Raw genomic sequence first — 19,244 nt, forward strand, 5'->3', positions numbered from 1 at the left:
CGCTCGTGAATTCTTCGCGAGCAAGCTCGCTCCTACAACTGGCCTAGCATTGTGAGGCCTTTTTTTCGTTAGGCTGTTGAACTCAAAGGAAAAGGCTTGTAAAGTGCGCCCCGCAGTCAGTCACCCGCCAGGGTTTCCGCTCACCAGGCAGGAATCCAAAATAAGTTGCAAATCATTAACTTGAAAGCAATTTAGGGGGTTGACAGAGGTGCTGAAGATTGTAGAATAGCGCGCCTCAGACACACGAACGCAGCGATGCGAACGGGTCGAAGAGAACGCAGTAAAGCTTCAAAGTTGTAAATTGAAATGTGTAGTTCCGTGATAGCTCAGTCGGTAGAGCAAATGACTGTTAATCATTGGGTCCCAGGTTCGAGTCCTGGTCACGGAGCCAATTTCAAACCGGGGTATAGCGCAGTCCGGTAGCGCGCCTGCTTTGGGAGCAGGATGTCAGGAGTTCGAATCCCCTTACCCCGACCATTTTTGGGTCGTTAGCTCAGTTGGTAGAGCAGTTGGCTTTTAACCAATTGGTCGTAGGTTCGAATCCCACACGACCCACCATTTTTGAAACCAGTTAACGCTGGAATCGAATCTTAAGATCAGAGGCCAAAAGCGCTGATCGAAGAAGGCGCCTTCAAGGGTGCCTTTTTTTTACCGGGGTATAGCGCAGTCCGGTAGCGCGCCTGCTTTGGGAGCAGGATGTCAGGAGTTCGAATCCCCTTACCCCGACCATATTAAAAATCCTCGTATCGAAAGATACGGGGATTTTTTTTGTCTGTTAATTGCTTGCCGCGGATCAATTGTAGGAGCAGCCGGTCGACGCTCGATTGCTCGCGAAGATCGTTAACGAAAACGCAGCGTTTCTGGTTTAACGCGGCGCTCTCAGGTTCTTCGCGAGCAATCGAGCGTCGACCGGCTGCTCCTACAGGTGTTAGTGCAACTTAAGGCGCGGCTCAGTCCCGCGACCGATCTTGCTGCCCAGCATCAGCATCGCCGTGCGGAACGGCCCGTACAGCGCCATCTGGTGCATGCGGTACAGCGACACGTAGAACATCCGCGCCAGCCAGCCTTCGAGCATCACGCTGCCGGTAAGGTTGCCCATCAAGTTACCCACAGCCGAAAAACGCGACAGCGAGATCAGCGAGCCGTAGTCGGTGTACTTGTACTCCGGCAGTGCCTTGCCTTCGATGCGCAGTTTCAACGATTTGGCCAGCAATGAAGCCTGTTGGTGAGCGGCCTGGGCACGTGGCGGCACATTGCGGTCGCTACCCGGTTGCGGGCAGGCGGCGCAGTCACCGAAGGCGAAGATGTTCTCGTCGCGAGTGGTTTGCAGGGTCGGCAGCACTTGCAGCTGATTGATGCGGTTGGTTTCCAGGCCATCGATGTCCTTGAGGAAACCCGGTGCGCGAATCCCCGCAGCCCAGACCTTCAGGCTAGCGTTGATCACTTTGCCGTCGGCGGTAATCAAGGCGTCTGCCGTCACTTCGCTGACAGCGGCATTGGTCATGACGTTGACCCCGAGTTTCTCCAGGGTTTTATGCACAGGTCCGCCAATCCGCTCTGGCAGCGCCGGCAGGACTCGTGGTCCGGCTTCGATCAGGGTGATGTGCATGTTTTCCGGTTTGATCCGGTCCAGGCCATAGGCCGCCAATTCATGGGCGGCGTTGTGCAGTTCGGCGGCCAGCTCGACCCCGGTGGCACCGGCGCCGACGATGGCTACGCTGATTTGCTCGACTTTGTCGGTCTGCCCGGCATGGGCGCGCAGGTAGTGATTGAGCAGTTGCTGGTGGAAACGCTCGGCCTGTTTACGAGTGTCGAGGAACAGGCAGTGTTGCGCCGCGCCCTGGGTGCCGAAATCGTTGGTGGTACTGCCGACGGAGATCACCAGCGAGTCGTAAGGCACTTCGCGGGCCGGCACCAGTTCCAGGCCGGCTTCGTCATAGGTGGCGGCCAGCTGGATTTTCTTCTTCGCGCGATCGATCCCGCTCATGCGCCCCAGCTGGAACTCGAAGTGGTTCCATTTGGCCTGGGCGACATAGTTGAGTTCGTCTTCGGAAGAGTTCAGGGAGCCGGCCGCCACTTCGTGCAACAACGGTTTCCAGATGTGGGTCAGGTTCGTGTCGACCAGCATCACGCTGGCCGTGCCGCGCTTGCCCAGAGTCTTACCCAGACGGGTAGCCAACTCCAGACCGCCGGCGCCGCCGCCGACAATGACAATACGATGGGACATGGGGATAACTCGCAAGGCTAAAAGAAATCTTTGTCGTCGTTACCCACGCGAGCGCAAGGCAGCTCATAGCGTCAGGTAACTGATAAGTCGGCTCAACAGGCCCAGACCAATGGTCACTGCCAATACCAGCACAAGGAGCATCCAGGGCCGGAAAGGCCGGCGCTCGACTTGGTGCTGGGACAACTGCAGGTACTCTTCGACATGCTTTTGGTCGTCGGGGTTCAGGCGGCTGGTCATATCGGGCCTCGTCAGGGGTAGACGTTGCTGAATGTGTGGAAGCTACAGGGAAATCATTCAGCTGTGAACGAAGCTTAGCTGCTGACCGGGGAAAGGCTCGAGGCTCACAGACTGATCCCGACATCAAAAACAATGCTGCGCCCCAGGTTGCTGCGCAGGAAATCCGGCGCATCCGGGTGAGCGAACAGCACACGGGCGAAGGTCGGCCCGACCAGCGACAGCGAACGCCAGCCCTGGCGCAGGTATTCGGTCGGTGGCGGGAAATGGCTGTTGAGGTCCAGCACTTCGCGTTTGAGGCTGGCGAAGGCAATGATGTCCAGCTCACCCAGATCCATGCCGCGCTCTTTGTAGTTGTGCGCTTTTTTGCGCAAAGTCGGCGCCAATCGCAGCAAGAACTCGTTGGCGGGGATACGTCGTGGCTTGGCCTCGCGGCGCACCAGTTGACTCAGGGAAAACGCGCTGCGTCGGCGTTGCAGTTCGTCGCGCCATTCATCGTTGAGGCGCCGGCCCTCGTCGAGCACGAAGAACACCTCGAAACTGGCATCGCGAAACAACACATCCGGCGGCTCCCCGGCGGGGGCGAATTCATCGGCACGATAGGGAATGTTCAAGCCTTGCAGCAGGCGCTGGCACACCCAACGCTCACGCTCCCATTTGCGGGCATTGGACAGGAACGCGTTGGCTTGCTCGGCCGCGATGGTCAGCAGGCGTAAATAGTCTGAGTCATCCATAGGCCCAAGCTTAGCGTTCAAACGTGATCGCAAAGAAGACAATTTTGTCGTAGAGGCTCATAGCCTTCCGTTCCCATGCCCGTTCCAGGGCCCTGCACAAAACGGATAGTGATCTGCGCGCACTGGCTATTGCCACGTATCGGGCGCCTCTACCCTCGGCTGTACGGACGTAAGCCGTGTTACCGACGCTCTAAAAAAACAACAACAAGAGATATATGCCATGCGCAAGATCGACGTACATGAGGTTATCGACAACGCTCGTTTCAACCACTTTCACTGGATGGTGCTGTTCTGGTGTGCCCTGATCATCATCTTCGACGGTTACGATCTGGTGATCTACGGCGTGGTCTTGCCGATGCTGATGAAAGAGTGGGGGCTCAGTCCTCTGCAAGCCGGTGCACTGGGCAGTTATGCGCTGTTCGGCATGATGTTCGGCGCGCTGTTCTTCGGCCCGCTGTCGGACAGGATCGGCCGCAAAAAAGCCATCACGATCTGCGTGATGCTCTTCAGTGGCTTCACCGTGCTCAATGGTTTCGCCCGAAACCCCACCGAGTTCGGCCTCTGTCGCTTCATTGCCGGGCTCGGCATCGGTGGCGTGATGCCTAACGTCGTGGCACTGATGAACGAGTACGCGCCGAAAAAAATCCGCAGCACGCTGGTTGCGATCATGTTCAGCGGTTACTCGGTGGGCGGCATGCTGTCCGCCGGACTGGGCATTGTGTTGATCCCGAGTTTCGGCTGGCAGTCGGTGTTTTACGTGGCGGTCCTGCCGTTGATGTTGTTGCCGCTGATCATGTATTTCCTGCCCGAATCGGTGGGCTTCATGTTGCGTCAGGGGCGCAATGAAGAGGCGCGCAATATTCTTGAGCGCGTCGATCCGGCCTACGTCGCGCAAACGTCCGATCAAATGCACATGGCCGAAGTGAAAGGCACGGGCACCCCGGTGTTGCAGCTGTTCCGTGAAGGCCGAGCGCTGCGCACGCTGATGCTGTGGCTGGCGTTTTTCTGCTGCCTGTTGATGGTGTACGCGTTGAGTTCCTGGCTACCGAAACTGATGGCCAACGCCGGTTACAGCCTGGGTTCGAGCCTGTCGTTCCTGCTGGTGTTGAACTTCGGGGCGATCTTCGGCGCGGTCGGTGGCGGGGTGCTGGGCGACAAACTCAATCTGCCGAAAGTGCTGGCGGTGTTTTTCGCCATGGCGGCGGTGTCGATAACCCTGTTGGGCTTCAACAGCCCAACGCCGGTGTTGTACCTGCTGATCGCCATTGCGGGTGCCACCACCATTGGCTCGCAGATTCTCTTGTACGCCTGCGCCGCGCAGTTTTATTCCATGACGATTCGCTCAACCGGTCTGGGCTGGGCGTCGGGCATTGGGCGCAACGGGGCCATCGTCGGTCCTCTGTTGGGCGGCGCCTTGCTCGGGATCAGCCTGCCGCTGCAACTGAACTTCATGGCGTTTGCCTTGCCCGGTGCGGTGGCGGCCTTTGCCATGACTGTGTTCGCCATCAGCAGCCGGCGTAGCGTCTCTGCAGTCAACCCTGCCCTGTCAGCGACCGGTGCCTGAATCATGAAAGCGTTTTTCCAGGACTTCTCGGTGTCAGCCGCCGTGGCCGGATTCATTGCCACGGTGATTTCCTATGCCGGCCCGTTGGTGATCATCTTTCAGGCAGCAGAAGCGGCACATCTTTCGCGGGAAGTGTTGTCGTCCTGGATCTGGGCGATCTCCATTGGCAGCGCCGTGCTCGGTATCGGTTTGAGCCTGCGCTACCGCGTTCCGGTGATCATCGCCTGGTCGGCGCCGGGCTCGGCGTTGCTGGTGACGCTGTTGCCGGACATCTCCATGGCAGAGGCGGTGGGGGCTTATCTGGTCAGCAGCCTGATCATTTTCGCGGTTGGCATCTCGGGGGCTTTCGACCGGATCATCAGCAAGCTGCCCGCGGCCATCGCGGCGGCGATGCTGGCGGGGATCCTGTTCAGTTTCGGCACCGGATTGTTCGTGTCGATGCAGCACAAGCCGTTGCTGGTCCTGGCGATGTTTGCCTGCTACCTGATCTGCAAGCGTGTGATGCCGCGTTATGCAGTGATGATGGTGCTGCTGGTGGGCTGTTCGATTGCCGCGTTCACCGGTGATTTGCATCGTGAAGCACTGGTGATCGGCCTGGCCACGCCGGTGTGGATCTCGCCCGAGTTCAGCCTGGGCGCGATCCTGAACATCGCCTTGCCGCTGGTGATGGTGGCGCTGACCGGTCAGTTCGTGCCCGGCATGGCGGTGCTGCGCGCCAGCGGTTATCCGACGCAGGCGAGCCCGATCATCGCCAGTAGCGCGCTGTGCGCGGCATTGCTGGCGCCGTTTGGTTGCCATGGACTGAATCTGGCGGCGATCACCGCGGCGATCTGCACGGGTCGCGAATCCCACGAAGATCCTCGCAAGCGCTACGTGGCCGGGGTCGTCGGCGGCCTGTGTTACCTGCTGCTGGGGATCTTCGGCGCCACGCTGGTCTCGCTGTTTTCCGCGTTCCCCAAAGAGTTGATCGCAGCACTGGCCGGGCTGGCCTTGTTCGCCGCCATTGCCGGCGCGTTAACGGGCGCGATGGCTGTGCCGAGCGATCGTGAAGCCGCACTGGTGACCTTTCTGGTCACGGCTTCGGGCATGTCGCTGTTTGGATTGTCCGCCGCATTTTGGGGGCTGATTTTCGGCATGGTCACCCATGTGCTGTTGAGCGCCCGTCGCCCCGAATCCGTTACTGCTGAAGCACTTCAACCTGTCGATCAATAACAATAAGAGAAAAACGATGAAACAGAATCTCCCAACAACCGGTTCGGTGTTGTCCATGGCTGTCGTCTCGAGTTTTTCCAGCTGCGCGATGGCCGCCGAAAGTGGATTTATTGAAGACACCACCGCCACCTTGCAAGCACGTAATTACTACTTCAGCCGCGACTATTCCGACATCGTCGGCGCCAACCAGCAATCGAAGGCTGAAGAGTGGGCCCAGGGTTTCATCCTCAACGTGAAGTCCGGATACACCCAGGGCACCGTCGGTTTTGGGGTGGATATCATCGGCTTGCTCGGCCTCAAGCTCGACAGCGCCCCGGACCGGGTCAATACCGGTTTGCTACCGGTGCAGGACGATGGCCGCGCGGCGAACGATTACAGCCGTCTGGAAGGCGCGTTGAAGATGCGTTACTCAAAGACCGAGCTGAAAGTTGGTGAGTTGCAACCCAATTTGCCGGTGCTGGTGTTCAGCGATATTCGTCTGCTGCCGCCGAGTTATCAGGGCGCAAGCATCACCTCCAACGAGATCAATGGCCTGACCCTGCAGGGCGGTCACTTGAGTTCGACCAGCCTGCGCAACGAGGCCGGCGACGAAAAGATGCAAGCCATGCTCGGCCATGTGCCGCAGCGCCAGGTCAGCAGTGACGGTTTCAATTTTGCCGGCGCCGATTATGCATTCAACGACAAACGCAGCTCGGTCAGCGCCTGGTACGGGCAACTGGAAGACATCTATAACCAGCGCTTCCTGGGCCTCAAGCACAGCGAACCGGTGGGCGACTGGATCCTCGGCGCCAATCTCGGTTACTTCGATTCCCGCGAGGATGGCAAAAAGCTGTTGGGCAATATCGACAACCAGGCGTTCTTCTCGTTGCTGTCGGCCAAGCGTGGCGGCCATACGTTTTACGTCGGCTATCAAGGCATGTTCGGTGACAGCGCGTTCCCACGGGTGTTTGCCAACATCTCACCACTGGGCAACGAAGTGCCGACCTACGAGTTCGCCTTCACCGATGAGCGCTCCTGGCAGGCGCGCTACGACTACGACTTCGCGGCGCTCGGCGTACCGGGGCTGACCAGCACCGTGCGTTACATCACCGGCAATAACGTCGATACCGGCAAGGGGTTTGAAGGCAAGGACCGCGAACGCGATCTGGATATTGGCTATGTGCTGCAAAGCGGCAGTCTCAAAGGCCTGGGGATTCGCGTGCGCAATGCAATGGCGCGTTCCAACTACCGCAGTGATATCGATGAAAACCGCCTGATCCTTAGCTACACGTGGACCCTGCTATGAGCGCCTGATCACAGGTTGCTGGTGCAATCACCGATGACTTCGTAGGTGACGCGTCGGGTCTGGCCCTGATGATCGACATACACCATGGTCGCCGGGACAACCCCGCACGCGGTCGCGGTGTCCGAGACGGAAACCACCTTGGCGATGTCCAGTGGCTGCGCCGGGTTGTACAGGACTGCGAGGGGCTCGTTGTCGGCGGCTATGGCCGAGGTGGCGATGACGCTCAGCAGCAGGCTGATCAACGCTTTCATGTTGGCGTGCTCCGTGTCGGTTTTGATGTTTGAATTTTAGTCTTTGCCACCGACAGATAAAGGGGCGAACGCCGGATGCAGCCTTACATAAAACGTAACAGTCATCGCCCGAGGGGGGCTTATGGATGTGCTTAACAACTTGCGCGTGTTCATCCGGGTGGTGGACTGCGCCAGTTTCACCGGGGCTGCCGATGCGTTGGATCTGTCGACCGCGCAGGTATCCCGATTGGTGGCGGATCTGGAGGAGCATGTACAGGCGCGTCTGCTGCAACGCACCACGCGACGCTTGAGCCTGACCGACGCCGGCGAGCGCTTCCTGCTGCGCAGCCGGCAAATCGTCGAAGCCATGGATGAGGCGACGGCCGAGGCTCGTGGCGCTCATATCAATCCGGCCGGACGCCTGCGGGTGCACAGCATGAACGGTCTGGGTGTGCTGCTCACGCCGTTGATCGCCCGCTACAGCGAGCTTTATCCCGATGTGGTGTTCGAGCTGACCTTGTCGCAGCGCAATCCCGATCCGCTGGAGGAAGGGCACGATGTGGTGATTTCTATCGCTGCGGAACTGGCCGACTCGCAAATGGTTGCGCAGGCCATCGGGCAGATCTACAGCGTGCCCTGTGCCTCCCCGGCTTACTTGCAACGCCGGGGCGTGCCGCAGCAGCCGCAGGCGCTGAGCGATCATCAGTGCCTGCGCATGCTCGACCCGTTGTACAGCGATCAATGGGTTTTCCAGGATGAGCACGGCGAGCACGCCGTCAGCCCGGCCAAGACCTTTCAGTGCAATGTTGCCGAGTCGATGGTCAAGGCTTCGGAGGCGGGCATGGGCATCAGCCTGCTGCCGTTCTACACCGCGACGCGGCCCTTGAGCGACGGCACTTTGCTGCGCGTGTTACCGGCATGGCGCCTGCGCGAACGCAATGTGTATGCGCTGTATCCTTCGCGACGCTTTCTCGATGCCAAGGTGCGCACCTGGGTGGACTTTCTCAAGTCCGAGCTCCCGAAGCTGTTCGCCGAACATGACGCGGTGATGAGCGATCTGCGGCATTGGGCTTGAAGTCGAAGGGCAGGCGAGCGTCGGTGTAGACTAAGTGTCTGTTGTTCTTCGCCTGGGAGACGCGCGTAGCCATGATCGGTGCAGAGTTGCTGTCATCGCAAACCCTTGCGGTCGGCTGGCTGATCTATGTGCCGGTGTTGATCTGGGCCATCTGTCGCGCGCCGTGGGTTGAGCTATTCACCGACAGCCGTCGTCAGCATCTGCTGTTTGGAACGGTGTTTGCGCTGTTTCTGTTGTGGCTGGTGCGGCGGGACTTCGATACCGGCGTGTCTTATCACTTTATCGGCATGACGGCGGTGACCCTGTTGCTGGACTGGCCGCTGGCGCTGGTTGGCGGCCTGGTGGCGCAAACGGGGCTGGTGTTGCTCGGTCGACAGGATCTGGCGGCGGTTGGGGTCAATGGTGCGCTGCTGATCGCGTTGCCGGTGCTGGTCACTGAGTGCTGCGCCATTCTGGTGGAGCGTGCGCAGCCACGAAATCCCTTCGTGTATATCTTCGTGTCCGGCTTCTTTGCGGCGGCGCTGTCGGCGTTGCTGTGTCTGCTGCTGGCGCTTTGGTTGTTATGGTTCGACGAGCGTTTTGCCATGCCGTACTGGCTGGAAGATTTTGTCGGATATCTGTGGCTGATCATTTTTCCCGAAGCGTTTATCAACGGCATGATCGTCAGTGCGCTGGTGGTGTTTTGTCCGGAGTGGCTGGAGACGTTCAACCGCACACGCTATCTCTCGGCTCCCTGGAAGGACGACGATCCCAAGTCCTGATCCACGCAAAGCCTGGAATCGCCGTCTCGATGGATCAGTGGCGCGGGTCGAAGTCGCCGCTGAACATCTCGTCCTCGGCATCGGGAGGCACTGGAATCTTGTGCTCTTCTGACGCCCAGGCGCCCAGGTCGATCAGTTTGCAGCGGTCGGAGCAAAATGGCCGGTATTTGCTCTCGGCGGTCCATTCCACGGGGGCGCCGCAGGTTGGGCATTCGACGGTTGTTGGTTGGCTCATGACTGGCCTCCACGCAAAGAAAGATAAAAGTGATGCAGGCGTTCGACCTCGCTGTACAGCCAGGCGAGGTCGCGGTCATTGACCACGACGTCGTCGGCATGGCTCACGCGATCCTGGCGGCAGGACTGGGCCTTGAGGATCGCCTGGACTTGCTGCTCGCTGGTCTGGTCACGTTGCAGGGTGCGTTCGATCTGCAATTGTTCGGGGGCATCGATCACCAGCACCCGTTGAGTCATGGCGTATTGCCCGGACTCGATCAGCAGCGGCGAAACCAGAATCGCATAAGGCGATTTTGCCAGCGCCAAGTGGTGAGCGATCTCCTCGCCGATCAACGGATGCAGGAGGGCTTCCAGCCAGCGGCGCTCTTCAGGCACTTCGAAGATCAATTTGCGTAGCGCGGCGCGGTCCAGTTGCCCGTCGGCCTGTAACACGCCGGGACCGAAGTGTTCGGCGATTTGTGCCAGTGCCGGGCGGCCAGGTTCAACTACCCAGCGAGCGGCATGATCGGCGTCGACCACATGCACGCCCAGATCGATGAAGTGTTGGGCGGCCGCACTTTTGCCGCTGCCGATGCCGCCGGTCAGGCCGAGAATCCAGGGTTTTTCCACAGGGCTATTCATTTCAAACCGACAAACTGCCAATAGAGGTCGGTTATTTGACCACCCCAGAGCAACGCAATCCAGCCGGCAATGGCCAGATAGGGGCCGAAAGGGATTGGCGTCGAGGTTTTTGCGTTGCGCAAGCGCAGCATCATCAGCCCGATAATGGCACCCACCAGCGAGGACAGCAGGATGGTCAGCGGCAGAATCTGCCAGCCACCCCAGGCGCCCAGCATCGCCAGCAGCTTGAAATCTCCGTAGCCCATGCCGTCCTTGCCCGTGATCAGTTTGAACAGCCAGAACACCGACCACAGCAGGCCGTAGCCGGCAATCGCGCCCCAAAGCGCCTCGTGCAACGACACGAACAGGCCGAAACTGTTGACGATCAACCCCAGCCACATCAACGGCAGCACCAGTACGTCCGGCAATATCTGATGTTCGGCGTCGATCAGGCTCATCGCCAGCAAGCCCCAGCTCAGGACCAGCACCAGGCCGGCCGGCCAACCGAAGCCGAAGTGCCAGGCAACAAACGCCGACAACAGCCCGCAGGCCAGTTCGGTCAACGGATAGCGCGGGCTGATTGCCGCCGCACAGGCCGAACAGCGCCCGCGCAAAAATACATAACTGAGCAGCGGGATGTTTTCCCAGGCGCGGATTCGGTGACCGCAGTGCGGGCACTGGGAATGGGGCAGCAACAGGTTGTAGGTCGGCAGCGGTGTTTCGCCAGGCAGCCCGAGAATGTCATGGGCCTGCTCACGCCAGTCGCGTTCGAGCATTTTCGGCAGGCGCCAGATCACGACATTGAGGAAACTGCCGACCAGCAGGCCGGTGATGCCTGCGAGAAGGACAAAGGCCAGCGCAGAGTGAATCAGAATTTCATTCAAGGGCATGTCAGATCGCTGAGCCAAGTTGGAAGATGGGCAGGTACATGGCAACTACCAGTCCACCGACGATAACACCCAGCACCACCATGATGAACGGCTCCATCAGGCTGGTGAGGTTATCGACCATGTTATCGACGTTGTCTTCATAGAACCCCGCGACTTTGTCGAGCATGGCGTCCAGGGTGCCTGACTCTTCGCCGATGGCAGTCATCTGTATCGCCATGTTCGGGAAGACACCGCAGGTACGCATGGCGAAATTCAATTGCATGCCGGTCGAGATGTCCTGCCGGATGCGCAGCACCGCGCGCTTGAACACGATATTGCCGGTCGCACCGGCCACTGATTCCAGGGCCTCCACCAGCGGTACACCGGCAGCGAACGTGGTCGACAGTGTACGGGCGAACCGGGCCACGGCGGACTTGTGCATCAGGGGGCCCACCAGCGGCAGTTTCAGCAGCCAGGTGTCCATCCGGTCACGCAATGCCTTGGATGTCCTGAGGGCGTGGCGCACGCCGAAGGCCATGGTGATCAGCGTGCCAAGGACCACCCACCACCAGGCCTGCATGAATTGCGACAGGCCAATGACCATCACGGTGAAGGCCGGCAGTTCGGCGCCAAAGCCTTTGAACACGGATTCGAACTGCGGCACGACATTGACCAGCAGAATCCCGCTGACAATCGCCGCGACGAACACCACTACCAGCGGGTAGGTCATGGCTTTCCTGATCCTGGCCTTGAGGCTTTCGCTTTTTTCCTTGTAGGTCGCGACCCGCTCCAAAAGGGTGTCGAGGGCACCGGCCTGCTCGCCGGCATCCACCAGGTTGCAATACAGCTCGTCGAAATACCGGGGCTTCTTGCGCAGGGCGGCGGCGAAGCTGCTGCCTGCTGAAACTTCCTGTTTCAGTTCGTCCACCAGCTTGCGCATGGCTGGATTGTCGAAGCCCTCGCCGATGATGTCGAAGGACTGCAGCAACGGCACGCCGGCTTTCATCATCGTCGCCATTTGCCGGGTGAACAGGGCAATGTCATGGGCCTTGATGCGCTTGCCCATGTCGAAAATCGACGGATTTTTTTTGCGAACCTTGCCCGGACTGATGCCTTGCTTGCGCAGTTTCGCCTTGATCAGCGCCGGGTTTTGAGCGCTGAGTTCGCCGGTCACTTTTGTGCCTTTGCGGTCGATGCCTTCCCATGCATACACGCTGACTTTCGCTGCCTTGACCGCCATGTTCAGTCCTGGGTATTCCAATTGAATTGCTCTTATAGCCTAGTCAAGGGACGGGGCCAAACCCGCAAGGGTAAGGTGACAAAAAACGTCAGATAGTGCCGATCCTGGTAATAGGTAAGGGCTTTACCGCCACCATGCCCCCTGTCAACAGGGGCTTTTGGCCTTGGCACAGGCTGTGCTGCCATGGGGCAGGTCATGAGCTTTCGACTCATGCATGGAGCCTGTACATGAACAAACAAAAAGGTTTTACCCTGATCGAGTTGCTCGTCGTGGTGGCGATCATCGGGATCCTGGCAACTCTGGGACTGCCGATGTATTCCAAATACCAGGCTCGGGCCAAAGTCACGGCGGCGCTGGCCGAACTGACTGCAATGAAGGTGCCGTTCGAGGATGTGATTAACCAGGGGGAAACCCCGACAATTGCCAACGTGGCGCCCGCCGGCGCGACATCGACCAACCACTGCGCCCTGTCTGTGACGGCTTCAACTGCGGAGGGGGCGGGATCAATCGTATGTACGTTGCACAATGCCCCGGGGGTGGTCCAGGGCAAAACCGTTATCCTGACACGGGACGAAACCAAAGGCTGGTCATGTAAGAGCAGCGTTTCCCCGGATTACTTGCCCAAAGGGTGTTCCGGTTCCGCGACATGAATAGCTGAATCAAATCCCCGCCATTGCGGGGTTTTTCCTGTTTATCGAACCGTCGTCAAAAGCTACAGAGAAAGCTCGGAAATTCAGGATCTTAGGAACTTTCCAGAAACCCGCAACTTGCATGCTGCGTTTCTGCGTCTCGTGCATTTTGCATGATTCCGAAAATTGGCTGATTTTATAATTTGTTGATTTATCAGGTTTTGTTCTCTGCTTTAAAGTTGGCATAGCGTTCGCAATATCCCAGGTAACCCTGCCGACATGGCACCCGGCAGACTTTTCCGAAAAACAGGAGTTACTCGTATGAAAAAGTTCGCTATCACTGCCGCTGCTGCGACCGCGCTGACCCTGACCATGGCCAACGTCGCGTTTGCTCAAACCACCCAGGCAACTCAGTCGCCAATGGTGCTGGCTGCCGGTGAAATGGCCAAAGCGAAAGAAGCTACTTCCGATACCTGGATCACCACTAAAGTCAAAGCCGACCTGATGACCGAAAAAGGTATTCCAGGTAGCGATATCAAGGTTGAAACCAACGAAGGCGTGGTATCGCTGTCGTCGACCACCGCCGTGACCGATTCGCAAAAAGAAATGGCAGTGTCCATCACCAAGAAAATCAAAGGCGTCAAGGCGGTCTCCGCTGACGGCCTGAAAGCCGAGTAAGGCAAAGCTTCTCGCCTGGACCGGGAGAAGGCGCGACAGACGGGCCGAGTCTTACGTCTGTTGCAACCTCAGTGTTCATGCGAAGGGCCATAAGGATGTGGCCGTCACGGGCCCCGCGCATTTTTGCCGGGGCCAAATCAATTGTGGGAGCGGGCTTGCTGCCACATTGGATAGTGGCAAATTAGTTGCCGCGTTTGCTGGTGATCTGCTTCAGCCGATTACCTTCGAACCGCAAGTATTGATACATCCCGCCATTCGGTCCGTAGGTCCATTCCTCGACCTGAAACTCCTCGCGCCGATCGGCACTGCGCTTGTAACCCAGCAGGTCGCGACTGACCGGTTCTCCGCACTTGTGCAAGACCTCACTCGAGCGATCACCGACGCTGATCAATTGGCTGCCACAGCGCAGGGTATCGGCCGCCCAGGCCTGACTGATCGATAGCGCCAGAACCAGGCCTGCCAGCAGCCACCGAATCATCACTCGGCATCCAGATGCATCGGTGTCACCACGCGACCATCACTTTGCGCCTCGCCCAGATTGGCGTCGATGAAGTACACCCGGTCGTCTTCCAGCTGCGCCTTGTCGACCAGGTAATCCTTGATGCTGCTGGCGCGTTCCTGGCCCAGTTGACGCAACAGCACGTCACTGGAGCTCCAGAACTTGATCACCTCGGCGCGCATTTTCGCGGTGCGCTCTTCCTTGCCCAGGTCCTTCCATTCGGCAGGGGGCTGGGTTTTCAGGCGGATGCGGTAGATACCTTCAAGCAGCGGGCCTTTTTCGTCGTCCGGCACTTCCAGCAACGAAGCCTGGGCCGGGACCTTGTCGCCGCGGCGCTGGAGCATTTTGTAGTAGTTGTACTGGTATTCACGCTCCAGGCGTTGTTCGGCGATCAGCGGGCCATCGCTGCTCTGGGCGGCGGTGCCTTCGATTTCCAGGCGCAGGGCCGGGCGCTCCTTGAGTGCTTTGGACAGTTTGTCCAAGGCACCTTCGGCGTCCTTGCCCAAGTCGCTGGAACCGGCTGCGAATGAAACGCTGCCCAGGTCTTCCGAGCCACCACCGTTGACCAGCCCGCCAATGAGTTTGAACGGTGCTGCCGCGGCTTTGACGATCAGGTTGCGCAGGCTCTGCCAGATAATCGGCATGACGCTGAACTGAGGGTTGTTCAGGTCGCCGCTGACCGGCAGTTCGATGGAGATCTTGCCATCGACGTCCTTGAGCAAGGCAATCGCCAGTTTCAGCGGCAGGCTCACGGCGTCCGGACTGTCGACTTTTTCACCCAGTTGCAGTTGTTCGACCACCACTTTGTTATCAGCTTTGAGCTGGCCCTTGGTGATCTGGTAGTGCAAATCGAGATTGAGCCGGCCCTTGCGGATACGGTAGCCGGCGAACTTGCCGGAGTAGGGCGTCAGCGTGGTCAGTTCCACGCGTTTGAAGCTGGTGGCGATGTCGAGGCTGGCCATCGGATCGAATGGATTGACGGCGCCCTTGATGGTCACCGGCGCATAGCGATCGACCTTGCCCTTGACGTCGACACCGGCCGGTTTCGGCTGGCGGCTGTCGATGGTGCCGATCTGCCCGTTGAGCTGCTGGATGGCGGTGGCGAAGTTCGGGGTCAGGCTGAAGTCGGCGAAGTTGGCCGAACCGTCATTGATGAAAATGCCGCCGATGTGGATGCCCAACGGCTTTTCATTGCTGGCCGGCTTGCTCGCTGCCGGTTTTGCCCCGGAGTCCGCGGGTTGCGGAATCAGCAGGTCATCGATGTTGGTGGTGCGATCATCGTTGATCATGAAGCGCGCATAAGGCTGGAACAGGTTGATCTTGTCGATCGACAGGCTGTCTCCATGCTGATAGTTCAGGCCTTCGACCACGACCTGTTGCCACTTGAGGAAGTCGCGGGTTTTCAGGGTGTCCAGGGTATGCAACTGATCGACCTGGGCGCGGCCGGCGATGCTGAAGGCCAGGGGCTCGGTGCTTTTCAGGTCGACCGCCAGATCGCTGCCGAGCATGCCGCTGCGCAGTTCCAGGCGAATGAACGGGGTGATGTAGGACTGAGCGACCCGCAGGTCGATGTCCCTGGTCTGGACCTTCAGTCTGGCGCTGACGGGGGCCAGGTTGACCTCGCCCTCGGCCATGATCCTGCCCTGCTTGCCCACACCGGTATCGAGCTTGAGGGTAAAGGGCGAGCCGTTGAGGCTGTCGAAGTTTTGCAGGTCGAGGTTCAGCGGGCTCAGATCCAGGGCGACGGCGGGTTGTGCCTTGCGGTCAGCCAGATGCACCTGGTAGTCGCGCAACTGCACGTCCTTGAGCAGCACTTGCCAAGGTTTGTCTGGCGCGGCTGGTTCAGGTTTCGGTGAGTCAGCTGCCGCCGGGGCGCTGGCCGGTTCGGCATCCGCCTTGGCTTTGGCTGCGGGTTTTGACGGTTGGCTGGCGAACAGTTTCTGCCAGTCGAGTTGGCCGTCGGACTCCAGGGCGGCCCAGGTTTCCAGTTTATGGCTGCGGATCTTGCCGACCACCACTTGCTGCTTGGCCAGGTCTACAGTGGTTTCACTGACGTCCAGGCGTTCGAGCTTCACCAGCGGCCGACCATCCGGGGCCTTGATCGCGAAGGGTGCAATGTTGACCGCTACATTGCTCAACAGCAGCTCGGTTTCCTTGGCCAGGCTGAATTTGTAGTCGGTACTGATGCTCATGACGCCGTTTTCGAGGTCCAGTGGCACGGCGTCGCGCACATAGGGCCAGAAGGCTTTCATCTTGCCATCGGTGATTTTCAGCTTACCTTCGGAGGCGATCGGGACCAGGCTGAAGTTGCCGGTCCAGTCGATCTGTCCGCCATTGGGGCCGACGGCCACCAAGGTCATGTCGGCGCTGTCATCGGGCAGGGTGCTGAGGTTCTTCAACTCGAAATCGAGTGTGTCGTAGAGAAACTCGATGGGCTCGCTGGGCCGGGCATCTTCAAAGTGCACGGCGCCGCCGGCCAGTTTGATCCGCTCGATGCGCAGCGGAAACGGCTTGGCATCCGGGTCGGCGGGTGTAGGTTCGCTCGCTGGCAGTTTGAACAGCCCCAGCAGATTGAGTTTGCCGTCCTTGCCGAACAGGATTTCGGTCTTGGGCTTGTCCAGTTCGACATCGGACAGGTGCACCGCCTTGGTCCACAGGCTGTCGAGTTGCAGATTGGCGTACAGGCGTTCGAAACCGACCTGCTCCTTGCCGGGCTCGCCGATGTTCAAGCCCCACAGGGTCAGTTCAAGGCTGAACGGATTGAATTCGATCCGCTGGATCGTGGCGGGTGTAGTGGCGTAGTTGGCCAGTTGCTGGTTGGCAACGCGCAGCGCGACACCCGGTAAAATCAGAAAACCCAGCAAGCTGTAGAGGGCCAGAGCAGTCAACAAGGCGCCGACGGCGCGAATCAATCCTTTGTACATGTGCGGCTTCATCTGTCTGGATCGGAGTGCCTTGGAGTATGGCACGCGTTTCCGGTTCCCAAGTGATCGCCCTGTTCAGTAAGTTTCAGATTTCTCCCACAGTAATCAGAGCTGCAAGATCAGGGTTTTCAGCGGTGGTTGCTGATCCATCGACGGGAAGTCGGCGCCCGGCTTCATCACGCTCCACTCACGCACCGGCCGCCCGGCCTTCTCTGCGCAACGCAAAACCTGCTCGCGCCAGTCGTCCATGCTGACTTTCGCCAGGTTGTTGCAGCAGATCAGCACGCCGTTGTCGGCAGTGGTCAGCAGGGCCGGTTTGAGCAGGCTCTGGTAGTCGCGCAGCAGGTCGACGGTGCCGAATGCGCTCTTGGCCCACGCCGGAGGGTCGAGCAGCACCAGATCGTACTGGCGCTGTTCCAGGCGCTGATAGCTCGGCAGTTTTTGCCCGCGGCGCTGGCTGATCGGCAGGCCGGCCAGTTGGCGAATGGCCGGGAAGTAGTCGGACTGGATAAATTCCATGGTTGGCAACTGCGGATTGAGTTGACCGTTCTCTCGGCCGACCGCCAGGTTGCCTTCGGCGAAGTCCAGGTTGCACACCTCGCGCGCACCACCGGCGGCAGCACAGAGGCCGACACCACAGGTGTAGGCGAACAGGTTCAGCACGCTTTTGTTTTTGCTGTGGTCCTTGACCCAGCCACGGGTGTTGCGCAGGTCGAGGAACAGCAGCGGGTCTTGTCCGGAATGGCGACCACGCACCCGATAGTTCAGGCCCCATTCGTGGCCAACCAGGTCTTGCAGAGCGGCTTCGTCGGCGCGGTAGACGATGTCTTCGCGATCGATGCGCGAGTTGCCACGGGAGCGGTCGTTGTAGACCAGCAGGGTGTCAAAACCAAGGTGCTGATTGATCGTTTCGTGCAGTTGCAGCAGTTCCTCGCGCTCCAGCGATTGGTGGAAGCTCTGCACCATCAGTTGCGGACCGTAGCGGTCGATGGTCAGGCCACCGGCACCTTCCTGGCTGCCGTGGAACAGGCGATAGCAATCGGTGCCCTGGCTGTGCAGCTCCGTCAGCAGATCCTGGCGACGTTCGAGGGCGGCGCGCAGCGCCTGATTCAAGGAAGACATGCTGGGCGCCTTGCAGGAGGGAATTGGGCGCGGGAGTTTAACACTGTGGAACAGAGATGAGGGGCTTGCCCGTGGCGAGGGAGCTTGCTCCCGCTGGGCTGCGAAGCGGCCCCAAAATCCTGGTACGTTTCGATTTATATGCGAGTGCTGCGCACTCGAGCGGGAGCAAGCTCCCTCGCCACAGAGTGATCACATTCAAGGACCTGTACTCAGGTCAGCAACCCCATCCGCCGTTTGGCCCGCTGCACCGATCCATTACGCACCGCCCAGCGCAGCATCGGCGCACTGCGATTGACACTGGCGCGGATCAGCTTGCGTTGCAGCGGGTTCTGGCTGACGCCGAGCATGTCACTGGCCCAGTCCGGCAGCAGATCGACCCCGGCCTGCATCATCAAACCGCCGAAAGGCTTGGCCAGGCGACTGGGGGAGGGGGCGTTCAGCAACAGGTGCAGGACTTCACGACTGCGCTCGTCACACAGCAGTTGTGGACGGATGCGCTCAAGGTAGTCGGCAATTTCCCGCCGCGAACGGGGTACATCCCTGGCCCCGAGTCGCTCGGCGATCAGGGCAATTTCAGCGTAATAGCGATCCTGATCGGCTGGGGACAGGTGCGGATTGCGATAGCGCAAGTGTGCAGCGAGGAAATTACTGACTTCCGCCACGTGCACCCATGTCAGTAAATCGGGATCGCTGGCAGCGTAGGGGCGCCCATCCGGCGCGGTGCCGGTAATCTGCGAGTGGATGGTACGGACCTTCTCGATCAACCAGTCTGCGTCCTGTCGTGAGCCGAACGTAGTGCCGGAAATGAACTGCCCAGTACGGCGCAAGCGGCCGAGCATGTCTTCACGAAAGTTTGAATGGTCCCAAACCCCGGCCAACGCCAGCGGGTGCAGGGCTTGCAGCATCAGGGCACTGATGCCGCCGATCAGCATGCTGCTGAAATCGCCATGGACTTGCCAGCTCACCGAGTCTGGCCCGAACAGCCCAGGGTCGCCCTTGGGGTTTTCCAGGTCGAGTTTGCCCAGGGACAAACCGCTCAGGCTCATGATCTGGGTTTCGATGCGGGTGCGGATGAATTCCATGGCCACTCAATGGTTTTCTGTAGGAGCGAGCTCGCTCGCGATGGA

At 59.4% G+C, this 19,244-nt stretch carries 19 protein-coding genes and 4 tRNA genes; 11 read left to right on the top strand and 12 right to left on the bottom strand.

Annotated features, from left to right (window positions below; genetic code table 11):
* The first annotated feature begins 315 nt into the window (after positions 1-315).
* The 4 genes from KGA83_RS03165 to KGA83_RS03180 all read left to right on the top strand — a co-directional run bounded on the left by KGA83_RS03165 (position 316) and on the right by KGA83_RS03180 (position 729).
* Positions 316-391, top strand: a tRNA-Asn gene (locus tag KGA83_RS03165).
* Between the two features lie 9 nt (positions 392-400).
* A tRNA-Pro gene (locus KGA83_RS03170) sits at positions 401-477 on the top strand.
* A gap of 5 nt (positions 478-482) precedes the next feature.
* Positions 483-558, top strand: a tRNA-Lys gene (locus KGA83_RS03175).
* A 94-nt stretch (positions 559-652) separates the two neighbouring features.
* Positions 653-729 (top strand) — tRNA-Pro (locus tag KGA83_RS03180).
* A 199-nt stretch (positions 730-928) separates the two neighbouring features.
* Here the strand turns inward: KGA83_RS03180 and KGA83_RS03185 are convergent.
* The 3 genes from KGA83_RS03185 to KGA83_RS03195 form a co-directional block, all read right to left on the bottom strand.
* A complete protein-coding gene (locus KGA83_RS03185) occupies positions 929-2,227 on the bottom strand; it encodes an NAD(P)/FAD-dependent oxidoreductase (protein ID WP_223528339.1) in 1,299 nt (432 codons plus the stop codon).
* Between the two features lie 63 nt (positions 2,228-2,290).
* On the bottom strand, positions 2,291-2,464 hold the full coding sequence (locus tag KGA83_RS03190) for a DUF3094 domain-containing protein (RefSeq protein WP_007970531.1): 174 nt from the start codon (positions 2,462-2,464) through the stop codon (positions 2,291-2,293).
* 104 nt (positions 2,465-2,568) lie between these two features.
* The gene (locus tag KGA83_RS03195; protein ID WP_007970534.1) at positions 2,569-3,195 is read right to left on the bottom strand and encodes a DUF1780 domain-containing protein; all 627 of its coding nucleotides are present in this window, start codon (positions 3,193-3,195) and stop codon (positions 2,569-2,571) included.
* Between the two features lie 220 nt (positions 3,196-3,415).
* Here KGA83_RS03195 and KGA83_RS03200 point away from each other — a divergent pair, with 220 nt between their 5' ends.
* The 3 genes from KGA83_RS03200 to KGA83_RS03210 are packed head-to-tail and all read left to right on the top strand — an operon-like array spanning position 3,416 to position 7,256.
* Positions 3,416-4,759 (top strand): aromatic acid/H+ symport family MFS transporter, encoded by a 1,344-nt coding sequence (locus KGA83_RS03200; protein ID WP_223528342.1) that lies wholly within the window; start codon positions 3,416-3,418, stop codon positions 4,757-4,759.
* Positions 4,760-4,762: 3 nt separating this feature from the next.
* On the top strand, positions 4,763-5,971 hold the full coding sequence (locus KGA83_RS03205; protein ID WP_108216448.1) for a benzoate/H(+) symporter BenE family transporter: 1,209 nt from the start codon (positions 4,763-4,765) through the stop codon (positions 5,969-5,971).
* A 16-nt stretch (positions 5,972-5,987) separates the two neighbouring features.
* A complete protein-coding gene (locus KGA83_RS03210; RefSeq protein WP_223528345.1) occupies positions 5,988-7,256 on the top strand; it encodes an OprD family porin in 1,269 nt (422 codons plus the stop codon).
* 8 nt (positions 7,257-7,264) lie between these two features.
* Here the strand turns inward: KGA83_RS03210 and KGA83_RS03215 are convergent, their stop codons facing one another.
* On the bottom strand, positions 7,265-7,507 hold the full coding sequence (locus KGA83_RS03215) for a DUF2790 domain-containing protein (RefSeq protein ID WP_108216450.1): 243 nt from the start codon (positions 7,505-7,507) through the stop codon (positions 7,265-7,267).
* A gap of 121 nt (positions 7,508-7,628) precedes the next feature.
* Between KGA83_RS03215 and KGA83_RS03220 the strand changes: the two genes are divergently transcribed.
* Together KGA83_RS03220 and KGA83_RS03225 are read left to right on the top strand one after the other, a co-directional pair.
* Positions 7,629-8,561: a LysR family transcriptional regulator gene (locus KGA83_RS03220; RefSeq protein WP_108216451.1), complete on the top strand. Its 933-nt coding sequence runs from the start codon at positions 7,629-7,631 to the stop codon at positions 8,559-8,561.
* A gap of 71 nt (positions 8,562-8,632) precedes the next feature.
* Positions 8,633-9,322 carry an energy-coupling factor ABC transporter permease gene (locus KGA83_RS03225; protein WP_007990394.1) on the top strand — a complete coding sequence of 230 codons (690 nt, stop codon included), beginning with the start codon at positions 8,633-8,635 and terminating at the stop codon, positions 9,320-9,322.
* 34 nt (positions 9,323-9,356) lie between these two features.
* Here the strand turns inward: KGA83_RS03225 and yacG are convergent, their stop codons facing one another.
* Genes yacG through KGA83_RS03245 form a run of 4 tightly spaced genes read right to left on the bottom strand, consistent with a single transcriptional unit; the run spans position 9,357 to position 12,265 of the window.
* Positions 9,357-9,557, bottom strand: coding sequence for a DNA gyrase inhibitor YacG (gene yacG / locus KGA83_RS03230; RefSeq protein WP_108216452.1), 201 nt, complete (start codon positions 9,555-9,557; stop codon positions 9,357-9,359).
* Complete coding sequence (coaE, locus tag KGA83_RS03235; protein WP_108216453.1) at positions 9,554-10,177, bottom strand: dephospho-CoA kinase; 624 nt, start codon at positions 10,175-10,177, stop codon at positions 9,554-9,556. Before coaE ends, yacG begins: the two co-directional genes overlap by 4 nt.
* The gene (locus tag KGA83_RS03240) at positions 10,174-11,046 is read right to left on the bottom strand and encodes a prepilin peptidase (RefSeq protein ID WP_108216454.1); all 873 of its coding nucleotides are present in this window, start codon (positions 11,044-11,046) and stop codon (positions 10,174-10,176) included. The genes coaE and KGA83_RS03240 overlap by 4 nt, the downstream gene beginning before the upstream one ends.
* Before the next feature lies 1 nt (position 11,047).
* Entirely contained in the window at positions 11,048-12,265 is a 1,218-nt protein-coding gene (locus KGA83_RS03245; protein ID WP_108216455.1) for a type II secretion system F family protein, read from the bottom strand.
* A gap of 227 nt (positions 12,266-12,492) precedes the next feature.
* Between KGA83_RS03245 and KGA83_RS03250 the strand changes: the two genes are divergently transcribed.
* Both KGA83_RS03250 and KGA83_RS03255 read left to right on the top strand, forming a co-directional pair.
* On the top strand, positions 12,493-12,915 hold the full coding sequence (locus KGA83_RS03250; RefSeq protein ID WP_223528347.1) for a pilin: 423 nt from the start codon (positions 12,493-12,495) through the stop codon (positions 12,913-12,915).
* A gap of 300 nt (positions 12,916-13,215) precedes the next feature.
* Positions 13,216-13,572 (top strand): BON domain-containing protein, encoded by a 357-nt coding sequence (locus KGA83_RS03255; RefSeq protein WP_223528358.1) that lies wholly within the window; start codon positions 13,216-13,218, stop codon positions 13,570-13,572.
* A gap of 181 nt (positions 13,573-13,753) precedes the next feature.
* Here the strand turns inward: KGA83_RS03255 and KGA83_RS03260 are convergent, their stop codons facing one another.
* From KGA83_RS03260 to KGA83_RS03275, 4 genes are all read right to left on the bottom strand, one after another.
* Positions 13,754-14,050 (bottom strand): DUF2845 domain-containing protein, encoded by a 297-nt coding sequence (locus tag KGA83_RS03260; protein WP_108216458.1) that lies wholly within the window; start codon positions 14,048-14,050, stop codon positions 13,754-13,756.
* Entirely contained in the window at positions 14,050-17,007 is a 2,958-nt protein-coding gene (locus tag KGA83_RS03265) for a DUF748 domain-containing protein (RefSeq protein WP_223528361.1), read from the bottom strand. The genes KGA83_RS03260 and KGA83_RS03265 overlap by 1 nt, the downstream gene beginning before the upstream one ends.
* A 93-nt stretch (positions 17,008-17,100) precedes the next feature.
* On the bottom strand, positions 17,101-18,117 hold the full coding sequence (locus KGA83_RS03270; RefSeq protein WP_223528364.1) for a class I SAM-dependent rRNA methyltransferase: 1,017 nt from the start codon (positions 18,115-18,117) through the stop codon (positions 17,101-17,103).
* Positions 18,118-18,326: 209 nt separating this feature from the next.
* Complete coding sequence (locus KGA83_RS03275; RefSeq protein ID WP_223528378.1) at positions 18,327-19,199, bottom strand: oxygenase MpaB family protein; 873 nt, start codon at positions 19,197-19,199, stop codon at positions 18,327-18,329.
* Positions 19,200-19,244: the final 45 nt, after the last annotated feature.

Source organism: Pseudomonas sp. GL-R-19 (assembly GCF_019956375.1).
Lineage (GTDB): Bacteria > Pseudomonadota > Gammaproteobacteria > Pseudomonadales > Pseudomonadaceae > Aquipseudomonas.